The organism is Pseudomonas sp. KBW05 (assembly GCF_003852405.1).
Lineage (GTDB): Bacteria > Pseudomonadota > Gammaproteobacteria > Pseudomonadales > Pseudomonadaceae > Aquipseudomonas.
The window spans coordinates 158657-172892 of the sequence record NZ_QAJM01000002.1; the positions used below are offsets into that span (position 1 = coordinate 158657).

General features: G+C 61.6%; 13 protein-coding genes. 2 read left to right on the forward strand and 11 right to left on the reverse strand.

Going from position 1 to position 14236, the window contains the following annotated elements; genetic code table 11:
* Positions 1-16 precede the first annotated feature (16 nt).
* From DBR46_RS01705 to arnC, 10 genes are all read right to left on the reverse strand, one after another.
* The gene (locus DBR46_RS01705) at positions 17-724 is read right to left on the reverse strand and encodes an HPP family protein (protein ID WP_124524750.1); all 708 of its coding nucleotides are present in this window, start codon (positions 722-724) and stop codon (positions 17-19) included.
* 163 nt (positions 725-887) lie between these two features.
* Positions 888-1115, reverse strand: a complete 228-nt coding sequence (locus DBR46_RS01710) for a hypothetical protein (RefSeq protein ID WP_124524751.1) — start codon at positions 1113-1115, stop codon at positions 888-890.
* A 202-nt stretch (positions 1116-1317) separates the two neighbouring features.
* Positions 1318-2934, reverse strand: coding sequence for a glycosyltransferase family 39 protein (locus DBR46_RS01715; protein ID WP_124524752.1), 1617 nt, complete (start codon positions 2932-2934; stop codon positions 1318-1320).
* Positions 2935-2937: 3 nt separating this feature from the next.
* Positions 2938-4341, reverse strand: coding sequence for a UDP-glucose/GDP-mannose dehydrogenase family protein (locus DBR46_RS01720; RefSeq protein WP_124524753.1), 1404 nt, complete (start codon positions 4339-4341; stop codon positions 2938-2940).
* Positions 4338-4751, reverse strand: a complete 414-nt coding sequence (arnF, locus tag DBR46_RS01725; protein ID WP_124524754.1) for a 4-amino-4-deoxy-L-arabinose-phosphoundecaprenol flippase subunit ArnF — start codon at positions 4749-4751, stop codon at positions 4338-4340. Before arnF ends, DBR46_RS01720 begins: the two co-directional genes overlap by 4 nt.
* A complete protein-coding gene (gene arnE, locus DBR46_RS01730) occupies positions 4748-5095 on the reverse strand; it encodes a 4-amino-4-deoxy-L-arabinose-phosphoundecaprenol flippase subunit ArnE (RefSeq protein WP_124524755.1) in 348 nt (115 codons plus the stop codon). Before arnE ends, arnF begins: the two co-directional genes overlap by 4 nt.
* On the reverse strand, positions 5092-6747 hold the full coding sequence (gene arnT, locus DBR46_RS01735; protein WP_124524756.1) for a lipid IV(A) 4-amino-4-deoxy-L-arabinosyltransferase: 1656 nt from the start codon (positions 6745-6747) through the stop codon (positions 5092-5094). The genes arnE and arnT overlap by 4 nt, the downstream gene beginning before the upstream one ends.
* Positions 6744-7628, reverse strand: coding sequence for a 4-deoxy-4-formamido-L-arabinose-phosphoundecaprenol deformylase (arnD, locus tag DBR46_RS01740; protein WP_124524757.1), 885 nt, complete (start codon positions 7626-7628; stop codon positions 6744-6746). Before arnD ends, arnT begins: the two co-directional genes overlap by 4 nt.
* The gene (gene arnA / locus DBR46_RS01745) at positions 7628-9619 is read right to left on the reverse strand and encodes a bifunctional UDP-4-amino-4-deoxy-L-arabinose formyltransferase/UDP-glucuronic acid oxidase ArnA (RefSeq protein ID WP_124524758.1); all 1992 of its coding nucleotides are present in this window, start codon (positions 9617-9619) and stop codon (positions 7628-7630) included. Before arnA ends, arnD begins: the two co-directional genes overlap by 1 nt.
* Complete coding sequence (gene arnC, locus DBR46_RS01750; RefSeq protein ID WP_124524759.1) at positions 9616-10653, reverse strand: undecaprenyl-phosphate 4-deoxy-4-formamido-L-arabinose transferase; 1038 nt, start codon at positions 10651-10653, stop codon at positions 9616-9618. Before arnC ends, arnA begins: the two co-directional genes overlap by 4 nt.
* Before the next feature lie 365 nt (positions 10654-11018).
* Between arnC and DBR46_RS01755 the strand changes: the two genes are divergently transcribed.
* Together DBR46_RS01755 and xerC are read left to right on the forward strand one after the other, a co-directional pair.
* Positions 11019-11819: a M949_RS01915 family surface polysaccharide biosynthesis protein gene (locus tag DBR46_RS01755; protein WP_124524760.1), complete on the forward strand. Its 801-nt coding sequence runs from the start codon at positions 11019-11021 to the stop codon at positions 11817-11819.
* Positions 11820-11927: 108 nt separating this feature from the next.
* A complete protein-coding gene (gene xerC / locus DBR46_RS01760; protein WP_124524761.1) occupies positions 11928-12842 on the forward strand; it encodes a tyrosine recombinase XerC in 915 nt (304 codons plus the stop codon).
* Between the two features lie 167 nt (positions 12843-13009).
* Here xerC and DBR46_RS01765 read toward each other — a convergent pair whose 3' ends face one another.
* Positions 13010-14218, reverse strand: a complete 1209-nt coding sequence (locus DBR46_RS01765; protein WP_124524762.1) for a multidrug effflux MFS transporter — start codon at positions 14216-14218, stop codon at positions 13010-13012.
* Positions 14219-14236: the final 18 nt, after the last annotated feature.

Consider the following 14236-nt stretch of genomic DNA (forward strand, 5'->3'; position numbering starts at 1 on the left):
CAGGTCGTTGTTGCATTTATGCACGGCGGCTGAGCACTTCACCAATGCTGCGCCGCCGTGCATGGCCCTGCGCCGCGTGGATCAGTTGCTCCAGCTCGGACGGTTGCACATCGTAGAACTGCTCCATCTCGGCCAGGGCCAGCTTCAAGTCGGCCGCCGTGACCTCAGGGTCGATGACCGGCGCACTGCTGCCCACCACCACAGGGGACGGCACCGGCAAACCTTTGGGATAACGTGTACGCGTGGCGTTGTTGTAGGCCAACGCGCAGCCCAGCAGCGCGCCGGCGCCGAGCATCACCGCACCCAGCTCCTGCCAGCCGAGGGCAATCGAGGCCGGGTCGGCCAATACCAAGGTCATGGCCAGCCCACCCGCGGGTGGGTGCAGGCAGCGCAGCCAGCAGATCAAGATCACCGTCATGCCCGCGGCGAGGCACGCACTGCCCAGCGTTCGCCCCAGTACACGGGCGACCAGCAGCGCGACGATACCGGCACACAGGTAGCTGCCGATAATCGACCAGGGCTGGGCCAACGCACCGGACGACACTGCAAACAACAATACTGCCGACGCCCCCAAAGGACCAAGCAGGTGCAGCGCGACCTCCATGCCAAATACCTGGGCGCAGGCCCATACACTGAGCAGAGTGCCCAAGGCCATGCCGATGGCGGCACGGCTCCATTCGGCGGGACGGGTGTTGATGGCAGCAGGTAACCAGCGAGCAAGCATTGCGATAGATCCATAAACAGCAGGCGAAAAAAAAGGCTTGCCTGGTTTCCCGGAAAAGCCCTTGAAAGTTCCACATTTGGGGGAGGAACCCGCGCAGTGTGCCCACCTCGATGGAGTGACGCCACTGCATATTAATGCAGGTTAAATGCAATAAAATTGAAGTTTAATAGGTGATAGACGCAGACGAGTGGCTGACGCCCCCCAGGATCCGATCATGGTTCTCTTCGCTCAGCAGCTGCTTATGCAGGTTGTCGCGCAGCCCAGGGTCGTTGGACAAGGGGCCATTCAACGCGACAACCGCGTCGCGCAACCCCATCAGGCGGTGCAGGCCGGCATGTACCTGGTCGGGCACCAGCAGTGAGGGGGGGGCAGGCAATAAGTCATTGGGCACGGTGTGGTCCTTTCCATGAAGCCCGTCGCGTTTGAGTGCACGGCGGGCAGCGTCCTTGGCATGTTCCATTGGTAGTAAATAGTTACCGCAACTGGCGACCGAGTTTACATTTTGGATCCATGAGCGGGAATGGCAAAAGGCACCAGTCATTACGCATAGCTGTGTAGGAGCTTTCGTGAGGGGCCGGCCGAAGCCGGCTGGATCAGGGCTGTGGAGTGGCTGTCAGGTGCAGCAGCACATAGGGATTTTTGTCGAATTCACCCACCAGTGTCGGGGCGAGCGCGCGCAGGCGGGGCTCCTTCAAAGCGGCGTAGTCGTCCTCGCTCATCACCAACCAGGCGGGGGCCTGCAATGGTGCCAGGTCGGTGGTTGACTGGGTGAACAACGGCACACGGTCGCACTCGAGGTTGACCATCAGCTTGATCGCCTTGGCGTCTTTGCCCAGGCCGTGCAGCACCACGGGCGCTGGTTGCTGGTTGATCTGCGCCTTGACCGCCAGGCTGAAGGTGCGCGTGTCGTAGAGCGTGCGCGCCAGCGGTTCGACCACCACGATGTAGGTCGTCCACAACGCCAGTACCGCCGCCAATGCCGGCCCTGCCGGACGCAGGCGTGGCTTGAACCACGCCAGCAACGCCAGTACCTGCAACGCGCCCAGCATGCCAAAGATCAGGCTCAAGTCGCCCACCTGCTCGGCGTAGCGGCGGCGCGCCACCAGCAGGCCAATGATCAGCAGCGATGGCAACAGGGTCCAGAGGCCCAACAGCACACCGCGCAGCCAGGCATACACACGCCCTTGGGTGACCTGGAACGGGTACGCCGCAATGATTGCCGCCATCGGCAGCATCGGCAGCACATAACGCGCTTTCTTCGCCTGGGGGATCGACAGGCCAAGCATCACTAGCAAGCCCGCAGCCGCGCAGTACAACACCAGCTGCAAGGCCGGCTCCGGCGCGCGTTTGCCACCGAAGGCCACCGCCAGCAGCACCAACAAGGCCATCGGATACGCCAACGCGTAGTTGCCCATGGAGCTGGTGAAGTAATACAGCACGCCGCTCGAGCCTTCGCTGCCGTCCATGCGCCCGAGGAATTGCATGCGGATCACGTCCTGCATGAACACCTCGCCACCACTGAGCTTGGCCAACAGCAACAACACCCCGACACACGCCAACAACAGTGCCAGTGCGAGCAAGCCGAAGCTGAACAGTTGCCGCCACTGGCGGTTGATCAGGTAGTAGCTGCACAGCACGCCGGTAGGGATCACCAGGCCAATCGGCCCACGGATCGCAAAGCCTGCGATCAGCAGCAGGTACACCCAGTGCAGGCGTTTGCCAGCGCCGAAGTGATCATGGGCATAACCCAGGTAAAACACCGTCAGGGTCACGGCGGCGAGCATCTGGTCCAGGGACACGGCACGGGTTTCGCTGACGAAGGTGCTGCTGAGCAACAGCATCGCCACGCTCAGCAGGCCCCAGCGCGGGGAGTAGGGCGCCGTGAGGCGGTACACCAGGATCACGATCAGTGCCGAGGCAATCGCCGTCGGCAACCACGCCGTCAAGCTGGTGACCTGGCCCAGCGGCAACGAGAGCAACCAGGTCAGCAGCGTCGAGGTCGCCAGGTAATCGGCGTACGGCTGGCCGTAGGTGGTGGGGAAAAAGCTCGGGCCATGGCGCAGCATCTCCTGGGCGAACAGCACGAAGCGCGAGTCAAACCCGATGATTGCCTGGTGCCAGTTGCCGGCGATAAACAGCAGCAGCGCCAACAGCCCGAGCAGCAGGGACTGACGGCGCACCGTGGCGTCGATGAAGGGCGCTTTGTTCACGTCTCAGGCTTCCACGACCTGATAGGCCGATTGATCTGCCGATTGCGCCACCCACTGTTGCTGCGGCATTGGCAGTTGGCAGGAATCGCCACGGCCGATCGGGAAGTACTGGAAGCCTTTGCGCGCCAGACGCTCGCCGTCGTACAGGTTGCGGCCGTCGAAGATCACCGGGGTTTTCAGGCGCGAGTGGATCAGGTCGAAGTCCGGCGCCTTGAATTGCTGCCATTCGGTGCAGACGATCAGGCCATCGGCGCCGCCCAAGGTCGATTCCGGGGTGCCCATCAGCATCAGTCGTGGGTCATCGCCGTAGATGCGCTGGGTTTCCTGCATGGCTTCAGGGTCGAAGGCACGCACGTTGGCGCCGGCCGCCCACAAGGCTTCCATCAGCACACGGCTCGGCGCATCGCGCATGTCGTCGGTGTTGGGTTTGAATGCCAGGCCCCACACGGCAAAGGTCTTGCCTTTGAGATCGCCTTTGAAGAACGCGTTGACGCGCTCGAACAGCTTGCTCTTCTGGCGCTGGTTGATCGCTTCCACGGCTTCCAGCAGGTCGCTGGAGCAGTTGGCCTGCTTGGCGCTGTGGATCAGGGCCCGCATGTCTTTGGGGAAACACGAGCCGCCGTAACCGCAACCCGGGTAGATAAAGTGGTAGCCAATGCGCGAGTCGGCGCCGATCCCCAGGCGTACCGCTTCGATGTCCGCACCCAGGTGTTCGGCCAGTTCGGCGATCTGGTTGATAAAGCTGATCTTGGTCGCCAGCATGCAGTTGGCGGCGTACTTGGTCAGCTCGGCGCTGCGCAGGTCCATGAAGATGATGCGGTCGTGGTTGCGGTTGAAGGGGGCGTAGAGGTCACGCATCACTTCACGCACTTCTTCACGCTCGCAGCCGATGACAATGCGGTCTGGGCGGCGGCAGTCGGCAACTGCCGAGCCTTCCTTGAGGAATTCAGGGTTGGAGACGATATCGAACTCCAGGTGACGGCCGGCCACGTGCAGGGCTTTTTCGATATGGGCACGCAGGGTGTCGCCGGTGCCCACGGGCACGGTGGATTTTTCCACGAGGATCACCGGGGCCACACGGTGACGGGCCACGGCGTCGCCTACCGATAACACGTATTTCAAATCGGCCGAACCGTCTTCGTCCGACGGCGTGCCCACAGCGATAAACAGCACTTCGCCGTGTTCGACCGCGAGTTTTTCGTCGTGGGTAAAGTGCAGTCGCCCGCTTTCCAGGTTTTCCTTGACCATCGCAGCCAGCCCCGGCTCAAAGATCGTCACATGGCCTTTTTGCAGCGACTCGACCTTGTTCTTGTCTACGTCCATGCAGATGACATCGTGACCGACTTCGGCCAATACGGTGGCCTGCACCAGACCGACGTAACCACTACCAAATACACTGATTTTCATGGGGCATTCCTGGGACTTGTGGTGCTAGCACGGCGAGAGTTGATAACCAGAACTCCAAGGATGACCAACGCCACCCCCAGGGTTTTTGAAAGCGAAAAATGTTCGTTGAACACCGGCAGGCTGGCGGCCAGCAGGTACACCAGTGCGTAGCTGATGCTCAACAACGAATAGGCACGGCCCAGCGGCAGGTGCTTGAGCGCGCCCAGCCAGCAGAGCATCGACAGCGCATAGGCGAAGATCGCCAGCAGCACCGCGACCAGGGCGCCGAGGTCGATACTGTTGTTGCTCAACGCGCTCAGCCATTCGTGGGGCAGCGGCAGGCGCGTCATGCTCCAGCGCATGCCCAACTGGGCCGCACTGACCAAACCAACGCTGCCCAACGCCAGGGCAAACCCTTGCACGCGGCTCATACCTGACGCCCCAGCAGCACGACACCGGCAATCACCAGCGCCACGCCCAGCCAGTGACGGCCATCGATGGGCTCATGAAAGACAAACCGCGCCACCAGCGTGACCAGCACAAAGTTGAGGCTGAGCATGGGGTAGGCGATGCCGACTTCCAGGCGCTGTAACACCAGCAACCACACCAGCAGGCCCAGGCCCAGGCACACCAATGCGGCCCACAGCCACGGCGAGCGCAGTTTCAGTCCCCAGCCGTCCGGCATGTCACGCCAGCTTTCCACAGCGAACTTTTGCGCAATCTGGCCCATGCACGTCAGCAGGCAGGCGGCCAATAACAGGAGCAGGGTGATCATGGAGCAGCCTGCGGGAAGATCAGAATCACGATGTTGCCTTGTTCAAAGCGCTGCCCGTCATTGGGCAGCAAGGCAACTTCGGCCATTTCATCGTCACCTTTAACCCGCATCACCACTCCGACCGGGCCTTTTTTGCGCGCATCGCTCATCCACTGTTGCACTTGGGTGGTGTCGATCTTGCGCGCGGCGCTGTCCGGGAAGGCCAGGCCGTATTTGACTTCGCCGACGGTGTTGTAAAGGGTCACGTCCGGGCGCGCCAGGCGCCAGGACAGCGCCGACGCGGCGCCGAGGTCGTTGCTGAGCAACGCCGTGGCCGGGCGCAGGGCTTGCAGGTGGTCGATGATGAATTGGTCCGGGGTCTTGTTGTAGACCACCGAATGGGGCAACGCGGCCGGTACCAGCGCCACCAGCAACCAGCTGCCAATGACTGGCGCTGCCCACAGTTTCAACGGGCGCGCAGCCTGCAGCAGGTTGGCGATGATCCAGCCGAACAGGAAGACAAATACCAGCACCAGGCTGAAGGTTTCCTGGCCCGGCTCGTACACAGGCTTCTTCAATTGGAACCAAGTGAGTGCCAGCAACGCGACGATGCCCACCACCAGGTTCAACCAGCCGTTGATACGCAGCGCACGGCTGCGGCCCGCGGCGAGTGTGTCGGCCAGGGTCGAGCCCATCAGCAACGCCAGCGGCAGCAGGCACGGCATGATGTAGGAGGGCAGTTTGCCTTTGGCCAGGCTGAAAAACGCCAGGGGCATCAGCAGCCACAACAGCAGGAATGCGGTTTTCGGCAGGCGCTTATCCAGCCACGCCTGCTTGACGGTGGACGGCAGCAGCGCCACCCACGGCAGCGAGAACGCCACCAGCAGCGGCAGGTAGTACCAGAACGGTTCGGCATGCTGGGCATCGTCACCGGCAAAACGCTGGATATGTTCGTGCCAGAAGAAGAAGTTCCAGTAATCCGGCTCTTGCAGGTGCACCGCCAATGCCCACGGCAGGCTGACCACAATCGCGACGACGACGGCGACCAGGCCATAGCCCAGCAGTTCACGGAAACGTTTTTGCCAGATGGCGTAGGGCAGGGCGATCAGCACCGGCAACAGCCAGGCGAGGAAACCCTTGGTCATGAAGCCCATGCCACAGGCAAAACCCAACAACGCCCAGGCACCCAGGCGGCCATTGCGCGTGGTGCTGTCGAAACAGAACCACAAAGCCACGCCGGTCAGGTTGACCCAGAAGGTGAACTGCGGATCGAGGTTGGCGTAACCACCCAGGGCCGCGACGCTGACAAAGCTCATGTACAGCACAGTGCTGATCAGGCTTTTTTGCGGGTCATTCCACAACCGGCGCGACACCAGGTACACCAGCAGGATGCTCAAGCCGGTGCTCAACGCCGAGGCAAAGCGCACGCCAAACAGGTTCTGCCCGAAGATCGCCTGACCCAGCGCGATCATCCAGTAGCCCGCCGCCGGCTTTTCAAAGTAGCGGATGCCCATGAAGTGCGGCGAGGCCCACTTGCCGGTCAGCAGCATTTCCTGACTGATCTGTGCGTAGCGGGTTTCATCGGGGATCCACAGCCCATGGGTGGCCAGCGGCAACAGGTAAAACACGCCGAAGGCCAACAGCAGCAGAGGCAACGCCAGACGCCGGATCATGCCTGCTGCACTCCAAGCCAACCCTCACGCCCGGGCAAGGCGCCACGCACCAGCCGTTGCTGGGGCAGGGTGCTCGGGTCCGCCGGCAACAAATCGCCCAGGGGGTTGAAGTCGATGCCGCGCTGCCCTGCCTGGGCCAGCAACTGGCGAAAATCATTGGCCATCAGAATCCCTTCTACTTCTGCGTGGATCGTATAGACGTTGAGCTTCGACTCGGCAAAGCGGTCGAGGATGAACGTATTGAAGTCTTTGGCAGCCACCACCGGCCCGACGACTTCGTCGAAGGTCGGCAGGTCTACCGGAATTTGTGGGGTGCCCGCGCTGCCATCGGCCAAGGTTGGACGAAACAGGCTGGTGCCCCGGCAATCGCTGTTGTAGCGAAAGTTGAAACCTTGCTTGGCTTGCACCACACGTTCATCGGCACGCCAACCGGCAGCCGCTGAACAGTCGATGCGCTCACCGAGGATGTCGCTGAGGGTGTCGACGCCACGGCGGATCTGTTCGACCAGCTGTGCTTCGCTCCAGCGCCCGGTGTTGGCCTGCCAGCCGTGGTGGTCCCAGGCGTGCAGGCCGACTTCATGCCCGGCGGCCTTGGCCTGGCGCATCAGATGCCCCAGGTCACGGCCAATCGGCTTGCCCGGCCAGGCCGTGCCGGCGAGCAAGATATCCAGGCCATACAGGCCGACGGCATTGGAACGCAGCATCTTCCACAGGAATTGCGGGCGGATGAGACGCCACAAGTGGCGCCCCATATTGTCCGGCCCGACGCTGAAGAAGAACGTTGCCTTCACCCCAGCTTCATCCAGGGTTTCGAGCAGCCGTGGCACACCTTCACGGGTGCCACGGTAGGTATCGACATCAATGCGAAGACCTGCCTGCATTACTTTTTATCCGCTATTTCAAGCATGGCTTCACGCAAGAAGAAGTCGAGCGTATTGCCGATGGTTTCGCTCATCTCCACGGTCGGCTCCCAGTTCAGCAGGCGCTTGGCGTTTTCGATGCTTGGCTTGCGGTGTGCCACGTCCTGGTAGCCCGTGCCGTAGAACGCCTTGCTTTCCACGTCGCGGAAACCGGCGAACGGCGGGAAGTTGCCACGCAGCGGGTGCGCTTCGAACTGACGCAGCAGCTCTTCGCCCAACTGGCGGATGCTGGCTTCGTTTTCCGGGTTGCCGATGTTGATGATCTGGCCGTTGCACACGTCATTGTCGTTATCAATGATGCGCGCCAGGGCTTCGATGCCGTCGGCGATGTCGGTGAAGCAACGCTTCTGTTCACCACCGTCGAACAGGCGGATCGGCGTGCCTTCCACCAGGTTGAGGATCAACTGGGTGATGGCGCGGGAGCTGCCGATACGCGCCGAGTCCAGGCGGTCGAGGCGTGGGCCCATCCAGTTGAACGGACGGAACAGGGTGAAGTTCAGGCCTTTGGCGCCGTAGGCCCAGATCACGCGGTCCAGCAGTTGCTTGGAGACCGAGTAGATCCAGCGTTGTTTGTTGACCGGGCCGACCACCAGGTTGGAGGTGTCTTCGTCGAAGTACTGGTCCTGGCACATGCCATAGACTTCGGAGGTCGACGGGAAGATCACGCGCTTGTTGTACTTGACGCAGTAGCGCACCAGCTTGAGGTTTTCCTCGAAGTCCAGTTCGAATACGCGCAGCGGGTTACGGGTGTACTCGATGGGCGTGGCGATGGCCACCAGCGGTAGGACCACGTCGCACTTCTTGATGTGGTACTCGATCCACTCGGTGTGGATGCTGATGTCGCCTTCCACGTAATGGAAATTCGGGTGGCTGCGCAGGCGCTCGATGGCGTCGGAGCCGATGTCCAGGCCGTAGACTTCGTAACGGTCGTCACGCAGCAGGCGCTCGGACAGGTGGTTACCGATAAAGCCGTTCACGCCGAGGATCAGCACACGGGTACGGCGCGGTTTGCGGCCGGACTCGGCACCGCGCAGCACCGAACCGTCCACCAGGCCCAGTTCGTTGGCCAGGGACGGGCCGGCCAGGTACAGGCCGTTGTCGTTGCGCTGGCCGAACTTGACCACCAGGGAGTCTTCACCGCAGGCGATGCGCAGCGGGTTGACGCTGATCACGCGGCCTGGAGCCAGGCCTTCATTGCCCTTGACCACTTCGGCTTGCCACACGATCAGCTTGTGCTCGCCCACGGCGCAGAAGGCGCCCGGGTATGGTTGGGTTACGGCACGCACCAGGTTGAACAGTTCTTCAGCCGGCTTTTTCCACTCCAGCTTGCCATCGGCGGCGGTGCGACGGCCAAAGTAGGTGGCCTGGCTTTCGTCCTGGGCGGTCTCGCTCAGTTTGCCCGCAGCCAGCTGCGGCAGTGCATCGCGCAGCAGGGTGGTGGCCGCGTCACGCAGTTTGGCGTGCAGGCTCAGGCCGGTGTCGGTGCGGTCGATGATGACCTTTTGCTGGGCGAGGATCGCACCGGCATCGGCACGCTTGACCATGCGGTGCAGGGTCACGCCGGTTTCGGTTTCGCCGTTGACCAGCACCCAGTTGGCCGGCGCGCGGCCACGGTATTTCGGCAGCAGCGAGCCGTGCAGGTTGAACGCGCCTTTACGAGCGGTGGCCAGCAGCGGCTCGCTAAGCAGGTTGCGGTAGTAGAACGAGAAGATGTAGTCCGGGTTCAGCTTGGCGATGCGCTCGATCCACAGCGGGTGGTTGGCGTCTTCCGGCGCGTGCACCGGGATGCCGTTGCGGGCGCAGAGTTGGGCGACGGAACCGTAGAAGTTGTTTTCCTTGGGATCATCGGCGTGGGTAAACACCGCGGCAATGTCGTAGCCGGCAGTCAGCAGGGCTTCAATACCTGCACAGCCAATATCGTGGTAGGCGAAGACAACGGCGCTTGAATTCATGACGAAACCTGATCAGAAGGAGAAGTAGAAGTGGTATGGGAGGACACCAGGCCGTCAACAATGACGACTGGCGCCGGTGCTGCCGGGGTGTTGCGCAGCACTTTTTCGATAAAGAAGCGTGGGCGGGCGCGCACGTCGCTGTACATGCGGCCCAGGTATTCACCCAGCAGGCCCATGCCGATGAACTGGCCACCGGTGAACACGAACAGCACCGCAAACAGCACAAACATGCCGTCGCCGGCCCATTGGGCGCCAAAGGCCAGGCGCATGACGATCAACGCCAACGCAAACAGCACACCCAGGCCCGCCAGGCTGAAGCCGACGATGGACAACAGGCGCAGCGGGGTGGTGGTCATGCACGTCAGCAGGTCGAACATCAGGCTGATCAGGCGCATGGCGCTGTATTTGGATTCGCCGTGCTCACGCTCGGCGTGGTGCACGAGGATTTCCGTAGTGTGGCGGGCAAAGCCGTTGGCCAGGATCGGGATAAAGGTGCTGCGCTCACGGCAGGCGAGCATGGCATCGACGATGGTGCGGCGGTACGCGCGCAGCATGCAGCCGTAGTCGGTCATGGCTACGCCGGTGGAGCGCTGCACGGCCAGGTTGATCAGGCGCGACGGCCAGCGGCGGAAGGCCGAGTCCTGGCGGTTGTTGCGCACAGTGGCGACCACGTCGTAACCCAGGGCGGCTTGCTCCACCAGGCGCGGGATTTCTTCCGGCGGGTTTTGCAGGTCGGCGTCGAGGGTAATCACCACCTCGCCACGGCACTGCTCGAACCCGGCCATGATCGCGGCATGCTGGCCGTAGTTGCGATTGAGGATCACCGCCACCACGTTGCTGCCGTCTTCTGCGGCGGCGTCTTCGAGCATTTGCGCGGATTGGTCGCGGCTACCGTCATCCACCAGGATGATTTCGTATTCGTAGGCCAGTTGCTTGCAGGCTGCGGTGGTGCGGCGCAGCAGTTCAGGCAGGCTTTCTTCTTCGTTGTAGACCGGGATAACGATCGACACGCAATGAATAGGGTAGGGTTTCAAAGATTCAAGACCTCGGGTTTAGAGCAGGTTGGCGCGTGAAAACAGCAGCGATCATCAGGCAAAAATCTATTTGGCCGAGGCCAATGCAGTACCAAAGTGAAAGCATAATCAACAGGTTAGCCGGTGTTGCGCGGTTTGCTCTGAAGTTCTGTCTTAAAGACTAAGCGTAAAAATGTTGAACGAATATGAAAGGCGGATGAAAAACTCGTTTATTTGACAGGTAGACAGCCAGGGTTCAGCTACATGATCCGGCGCTTGAGTAGGGCATTCGTTCAAACCCTGCACAATGCCATTTATTGAAGAATCTTCTCTGCAAGACCCCGCAAGTGCCGGTAAAGTAAGCACTCTCTTGCCAGGGTAATCGGATGAATAGCGTGCAGCTTTTACGGCCAGTGTTGATGGGGTTGTTGATGACCGTGGCGTGTGTCACCACGGTGCGGGCCGACGATGGGGTAGCGCTCACCAGCATTGACCAGGTGCCGGACGGCGTGGAAGTGCGTGGCAAGCAGATCGCCGCTTATACCTGGGACGACCACCAGGGCAAAAACCTGCTGGTGCTCGCCGAGCAGGTCAGCGAGCGCGATGACGATGGCACCCAGTCCGCGTTTGTCTACGCGGCCCAATACCTGATCGATGGCAACCGTCCCAAGCGCCTCTGGATGCTCTACGACGACGTGCAGCATTGTGAGTTCGACGCCTCGCTGCGCTTTGACAGGGCTGCGACCAAGGTCACCGACCTGACTGGCGATGGCATCACCCAAGCCACCGTGGGCTATTCGCGCACCTGCACCAGCGATGTCAGCCCCAATGAATTCAAGCTGATCATGCACGTGGGCAAGTCACAGAAATACCGCCTGCGCGGCGTCGACCGTTATGGCGCCAGCTGGTGGGACGAAGACGCGGGCGCACTGCGTGGCATGCCGCTGCCCAAGGATTGCAGCGTCGCCGCGCAGCAGGCGCTGGTCAGCCAGTACAAGGAGCAGGGCACCGAATTGCCGTTGCCGGGTTGCTACAGCGAAGAGAAAGACTTTGCCAAGGCGCCGGAGGCGTACCTGACCTTTATGCGCCAGCACTGGTTCGCGTTGATGCAGAAGCAGGACACTGAATGGAGCCAGACCCAGACCCAACCGCAAGACGCTGTAGAGGATGATGACACGGCACCCTGATTTTGTGCCGCCGCCATTCCTGCGTTAGACTCAGCCTTCGCCAATTCACTAAATATCTCGATTAAACAAAGGCTTGTTCGAGGTATTTAATCCAAAGGCTGATCTATTTTGACTGAGTCCATTCGCAACCCGCTGACCCTCTACCTCACTCGCCTGGCGCCCTCCAGCCAACTGACCATGCGCTACGTGCTGCAGGACGCCGCCGACCGCCTGGGCTTCGAGGACATCAACCTCGAAGAGATCGATTGGCACCTGCTCCAGCCGGAACACGTGATCGCCCTGGTCGCGGCCCTGCGTGAGGACGGGTATGCGCCGAACACCTCATCGCTGTATGTGAACGCCGTGCGCGGCGTGATGAATGAAGCCTGGCGCCTCAGCCTGATCAGCCAGGAACACCTGTTGCGCATGCGCACGGTCAAGGCCGCACCGGGCACACGCCTGAGCCAGGGCCGCAACCTGCGCCGCACCTTGATCCGCGAAATGATGGACGTCTGCGCCGCCGACCCACGCCCCCAGGGCCTGCGCGATGCGGCGGTGATCGGCATCCTGTACGGCTCGGGCATGCGCAAGTCGGAGTCGGTCAACCTTGACTTGGCGCAGGTCAATTTCGAAGAACGCAGCTTGCGGGTGATCGGCAAAGGCAACAAGGAGCTGATCAAATACGCCCCGGCCTGGGCCTTTGCCAAGTTGCAGGCCTGGCTGGATTTTCGTCGTGAACACCTCAAGGAAGGCGAGCAGGACGATAGCTTCCTGTTCAACCGCATTCGCCGTGGCAGCCACATCACACGGGAGCGCATCACCAAGCATGCGATCTACTACATCGCCCGTCAGCGCGGTGAGCAAGTGGGGGTGAAGATCATGCCCCATGACTTCCGCCGTTCGTTTATCACGCGGGTGATTGAAGAACACGACCTGTCGATTGCGCAGAAACTGGCACACCACACCAATATCCAGACCACTGCCAGCTACGACGTACGCGAGGACAACGAGCGACGGCGGGCGGTGGATCGGTTTGATTTGTAGATAACCACCGCCATTTTTCTGGAGGGATGAAGATCCAAATGTGGGAGCGGGCTTGCTCGCGAATGCGGTGTGTCAGTCAAACATGCATTAGCTGACACGCCGCCTTCGCGAGCAAGCCCGCTCCCACACAAGCCCGCTCCTACAAGGGATGGTATTCCCACATTGACTCAGGAGGAGGGCGGGACACTCGCCAGATGCGCCGGCAAGCGGCGCAATGTCCACAGTGTGGTGAGCATCGCCGCAATGGCGCACAGTGCGATGCCAACCAACATCGGCGCCGGCGTATGGTCGGCGAACACGCCCACGACCGTCATCGACACCGCCCCCACGATCATCTGGATCGCCCCCAGCAACGCCGACGCCGAACCCGCCACCGCGCCATGATCCTCCAGGGATAACACCCCGGCCGCCGGCAGCAACAAGCCGAGGAACCCGAAACCAATAAACAGCAGCGCCATCATCACGGCCAGGCTGTCGATCCACAGCGTGGTAATTGCCAGTGCGGCCAACACCACCGTCACCGCAATCACCGACCCGCGAATCAACGGCGCCAAGCCAAAGCGCGCACTGAGACGTGCAGTCAGCTGGCTCATGGCAAAGAACGACGCCGCGTTCAGGGCAAAGCACAGGCTGAATTGCGTAGGTGTCAGGCCGAAATACTCGATGTACACAAACGGCGCGCTGCCAATAAACACAAAGAACGTGGCCAAGCCAAAACCGCTGACCACCGACAGGCCGGTAAACACCGGATCACGCAGCAGCGCGCCGTAGCTGCCAAACGCGTTGCCCAGGTTTTTCCCCAGGCGTCGCTCGGCGGGATGGGTTTCGGGCAGTTGCACGACGGTCATCACCAGGCACGCCACGGCCACCAGGGCGAGTACGGCAAACACTTCGCGCCAGCTCCAGATCGAAATCACCAGGCTGCCGGCCAATGGTGCCAGAATCGGCGACACACTCATCACCAGCATCAGCAACGCCATCAGGCGCGCGGCTTCGTGGCCGGTGTACAGGTCGCGCACAATCGCCCGGGGAATCACCATCCCGGCACAGGCGCCAAACGCTTGTACGGCGCGAAAGCCGATCAGCACTTCAATGGTCGGCGCCAACGCGCAGCCCACACTGCCTATCGCAAAGATCACCAGCCCGGCATAAATGGGCGGCTTGCGCCCGAACACATCACTGATCGGCCCGTAGAACAACTGGCACACGCCGATGATCATGAAGAACACCGTCAGGCTCATCTGCACCGCTGCCGGCGAGGCGTGCAGGCTGGCGCCGAGGGTGGGGAGGGCGGGCAGGTAGATGTCGATGGCGAAGGGGCCGACAGCCGTGATCAAGCCCAGTAACAGGGCGAGGTGGGCGATGCTTCGAGACATGGGCGATTCCGCGTGGAA

What these genes read in the sequence shown, in the direction of transcription:
- DBR46_RS01705 (WP_124524750.1), bottom strand. Translation starts at nt 724, where the DNA reads ATGCTTGCTCGCTGGTTACCTGCTGCCATCAACACCCGTCCCGCCGAA.
- DBR46_RS01720 (WP_124524753.1), bottom strand. Translation starts at nt 4,341, where the DNA reads ATGAAAATCAGTGTATTTGGTAGTGGTTACGTCGGTCTGGTGCAGGCC.
- arnF (WP_124524754.1), bottom strand. Translation starts at nt 4,751, where the DNA reads ATGAGCCGCGTGCAAGGGTTTGCCCTGGCGTTGGGCAGCGTTGGTTTG.
- arnE (WP_124524755.1), bottom strand. Translation starts at nt 5,095, where the DNA reads ATGATCACCCTGCTCCTGTTATTGGCCGCCTGCCTGCTGACGTGCATG.
- arnT (WP_124524756.1), bottom strand. Translation starts at nt 6,747, where the DNA reads ATGATCCGGCGTCTGGCGTTGCCTCTGCTGCTGTTGGCCTTCGGCGTG.
- arnD (WP_124524757.1), bottom strand. Translation starts at nt 7,628, where the DNA reads ATGCAGGCAGGTCTTCGCATTGATGTCGATACCTACCGTGGCACCCGT.
- arnA (WP_124524758.1), bottom strand. Translation starts at nt 9,619, where the DNA reads ATGAATTCAAGCGCCGTTGTCTTCGCCTACCACGATATTGGCTGTGCA.
- DBR46_RS01755 (WP_124524760.1), top strand. Translation starts at nt 11,019, where the DNA reads ATGAATAGCGTGCAGCTTTTACGGCCAGTGTTGATGGGGTTGTTGATG.
- DBR46_RS01765 (WP_124524762.1), bottom strand. Translation starts at nt 14,218, where the DNA reads ATGTCTCGAAGCATCGCCCACCTCGCCCTGTTACTGGGCTTGATCACG.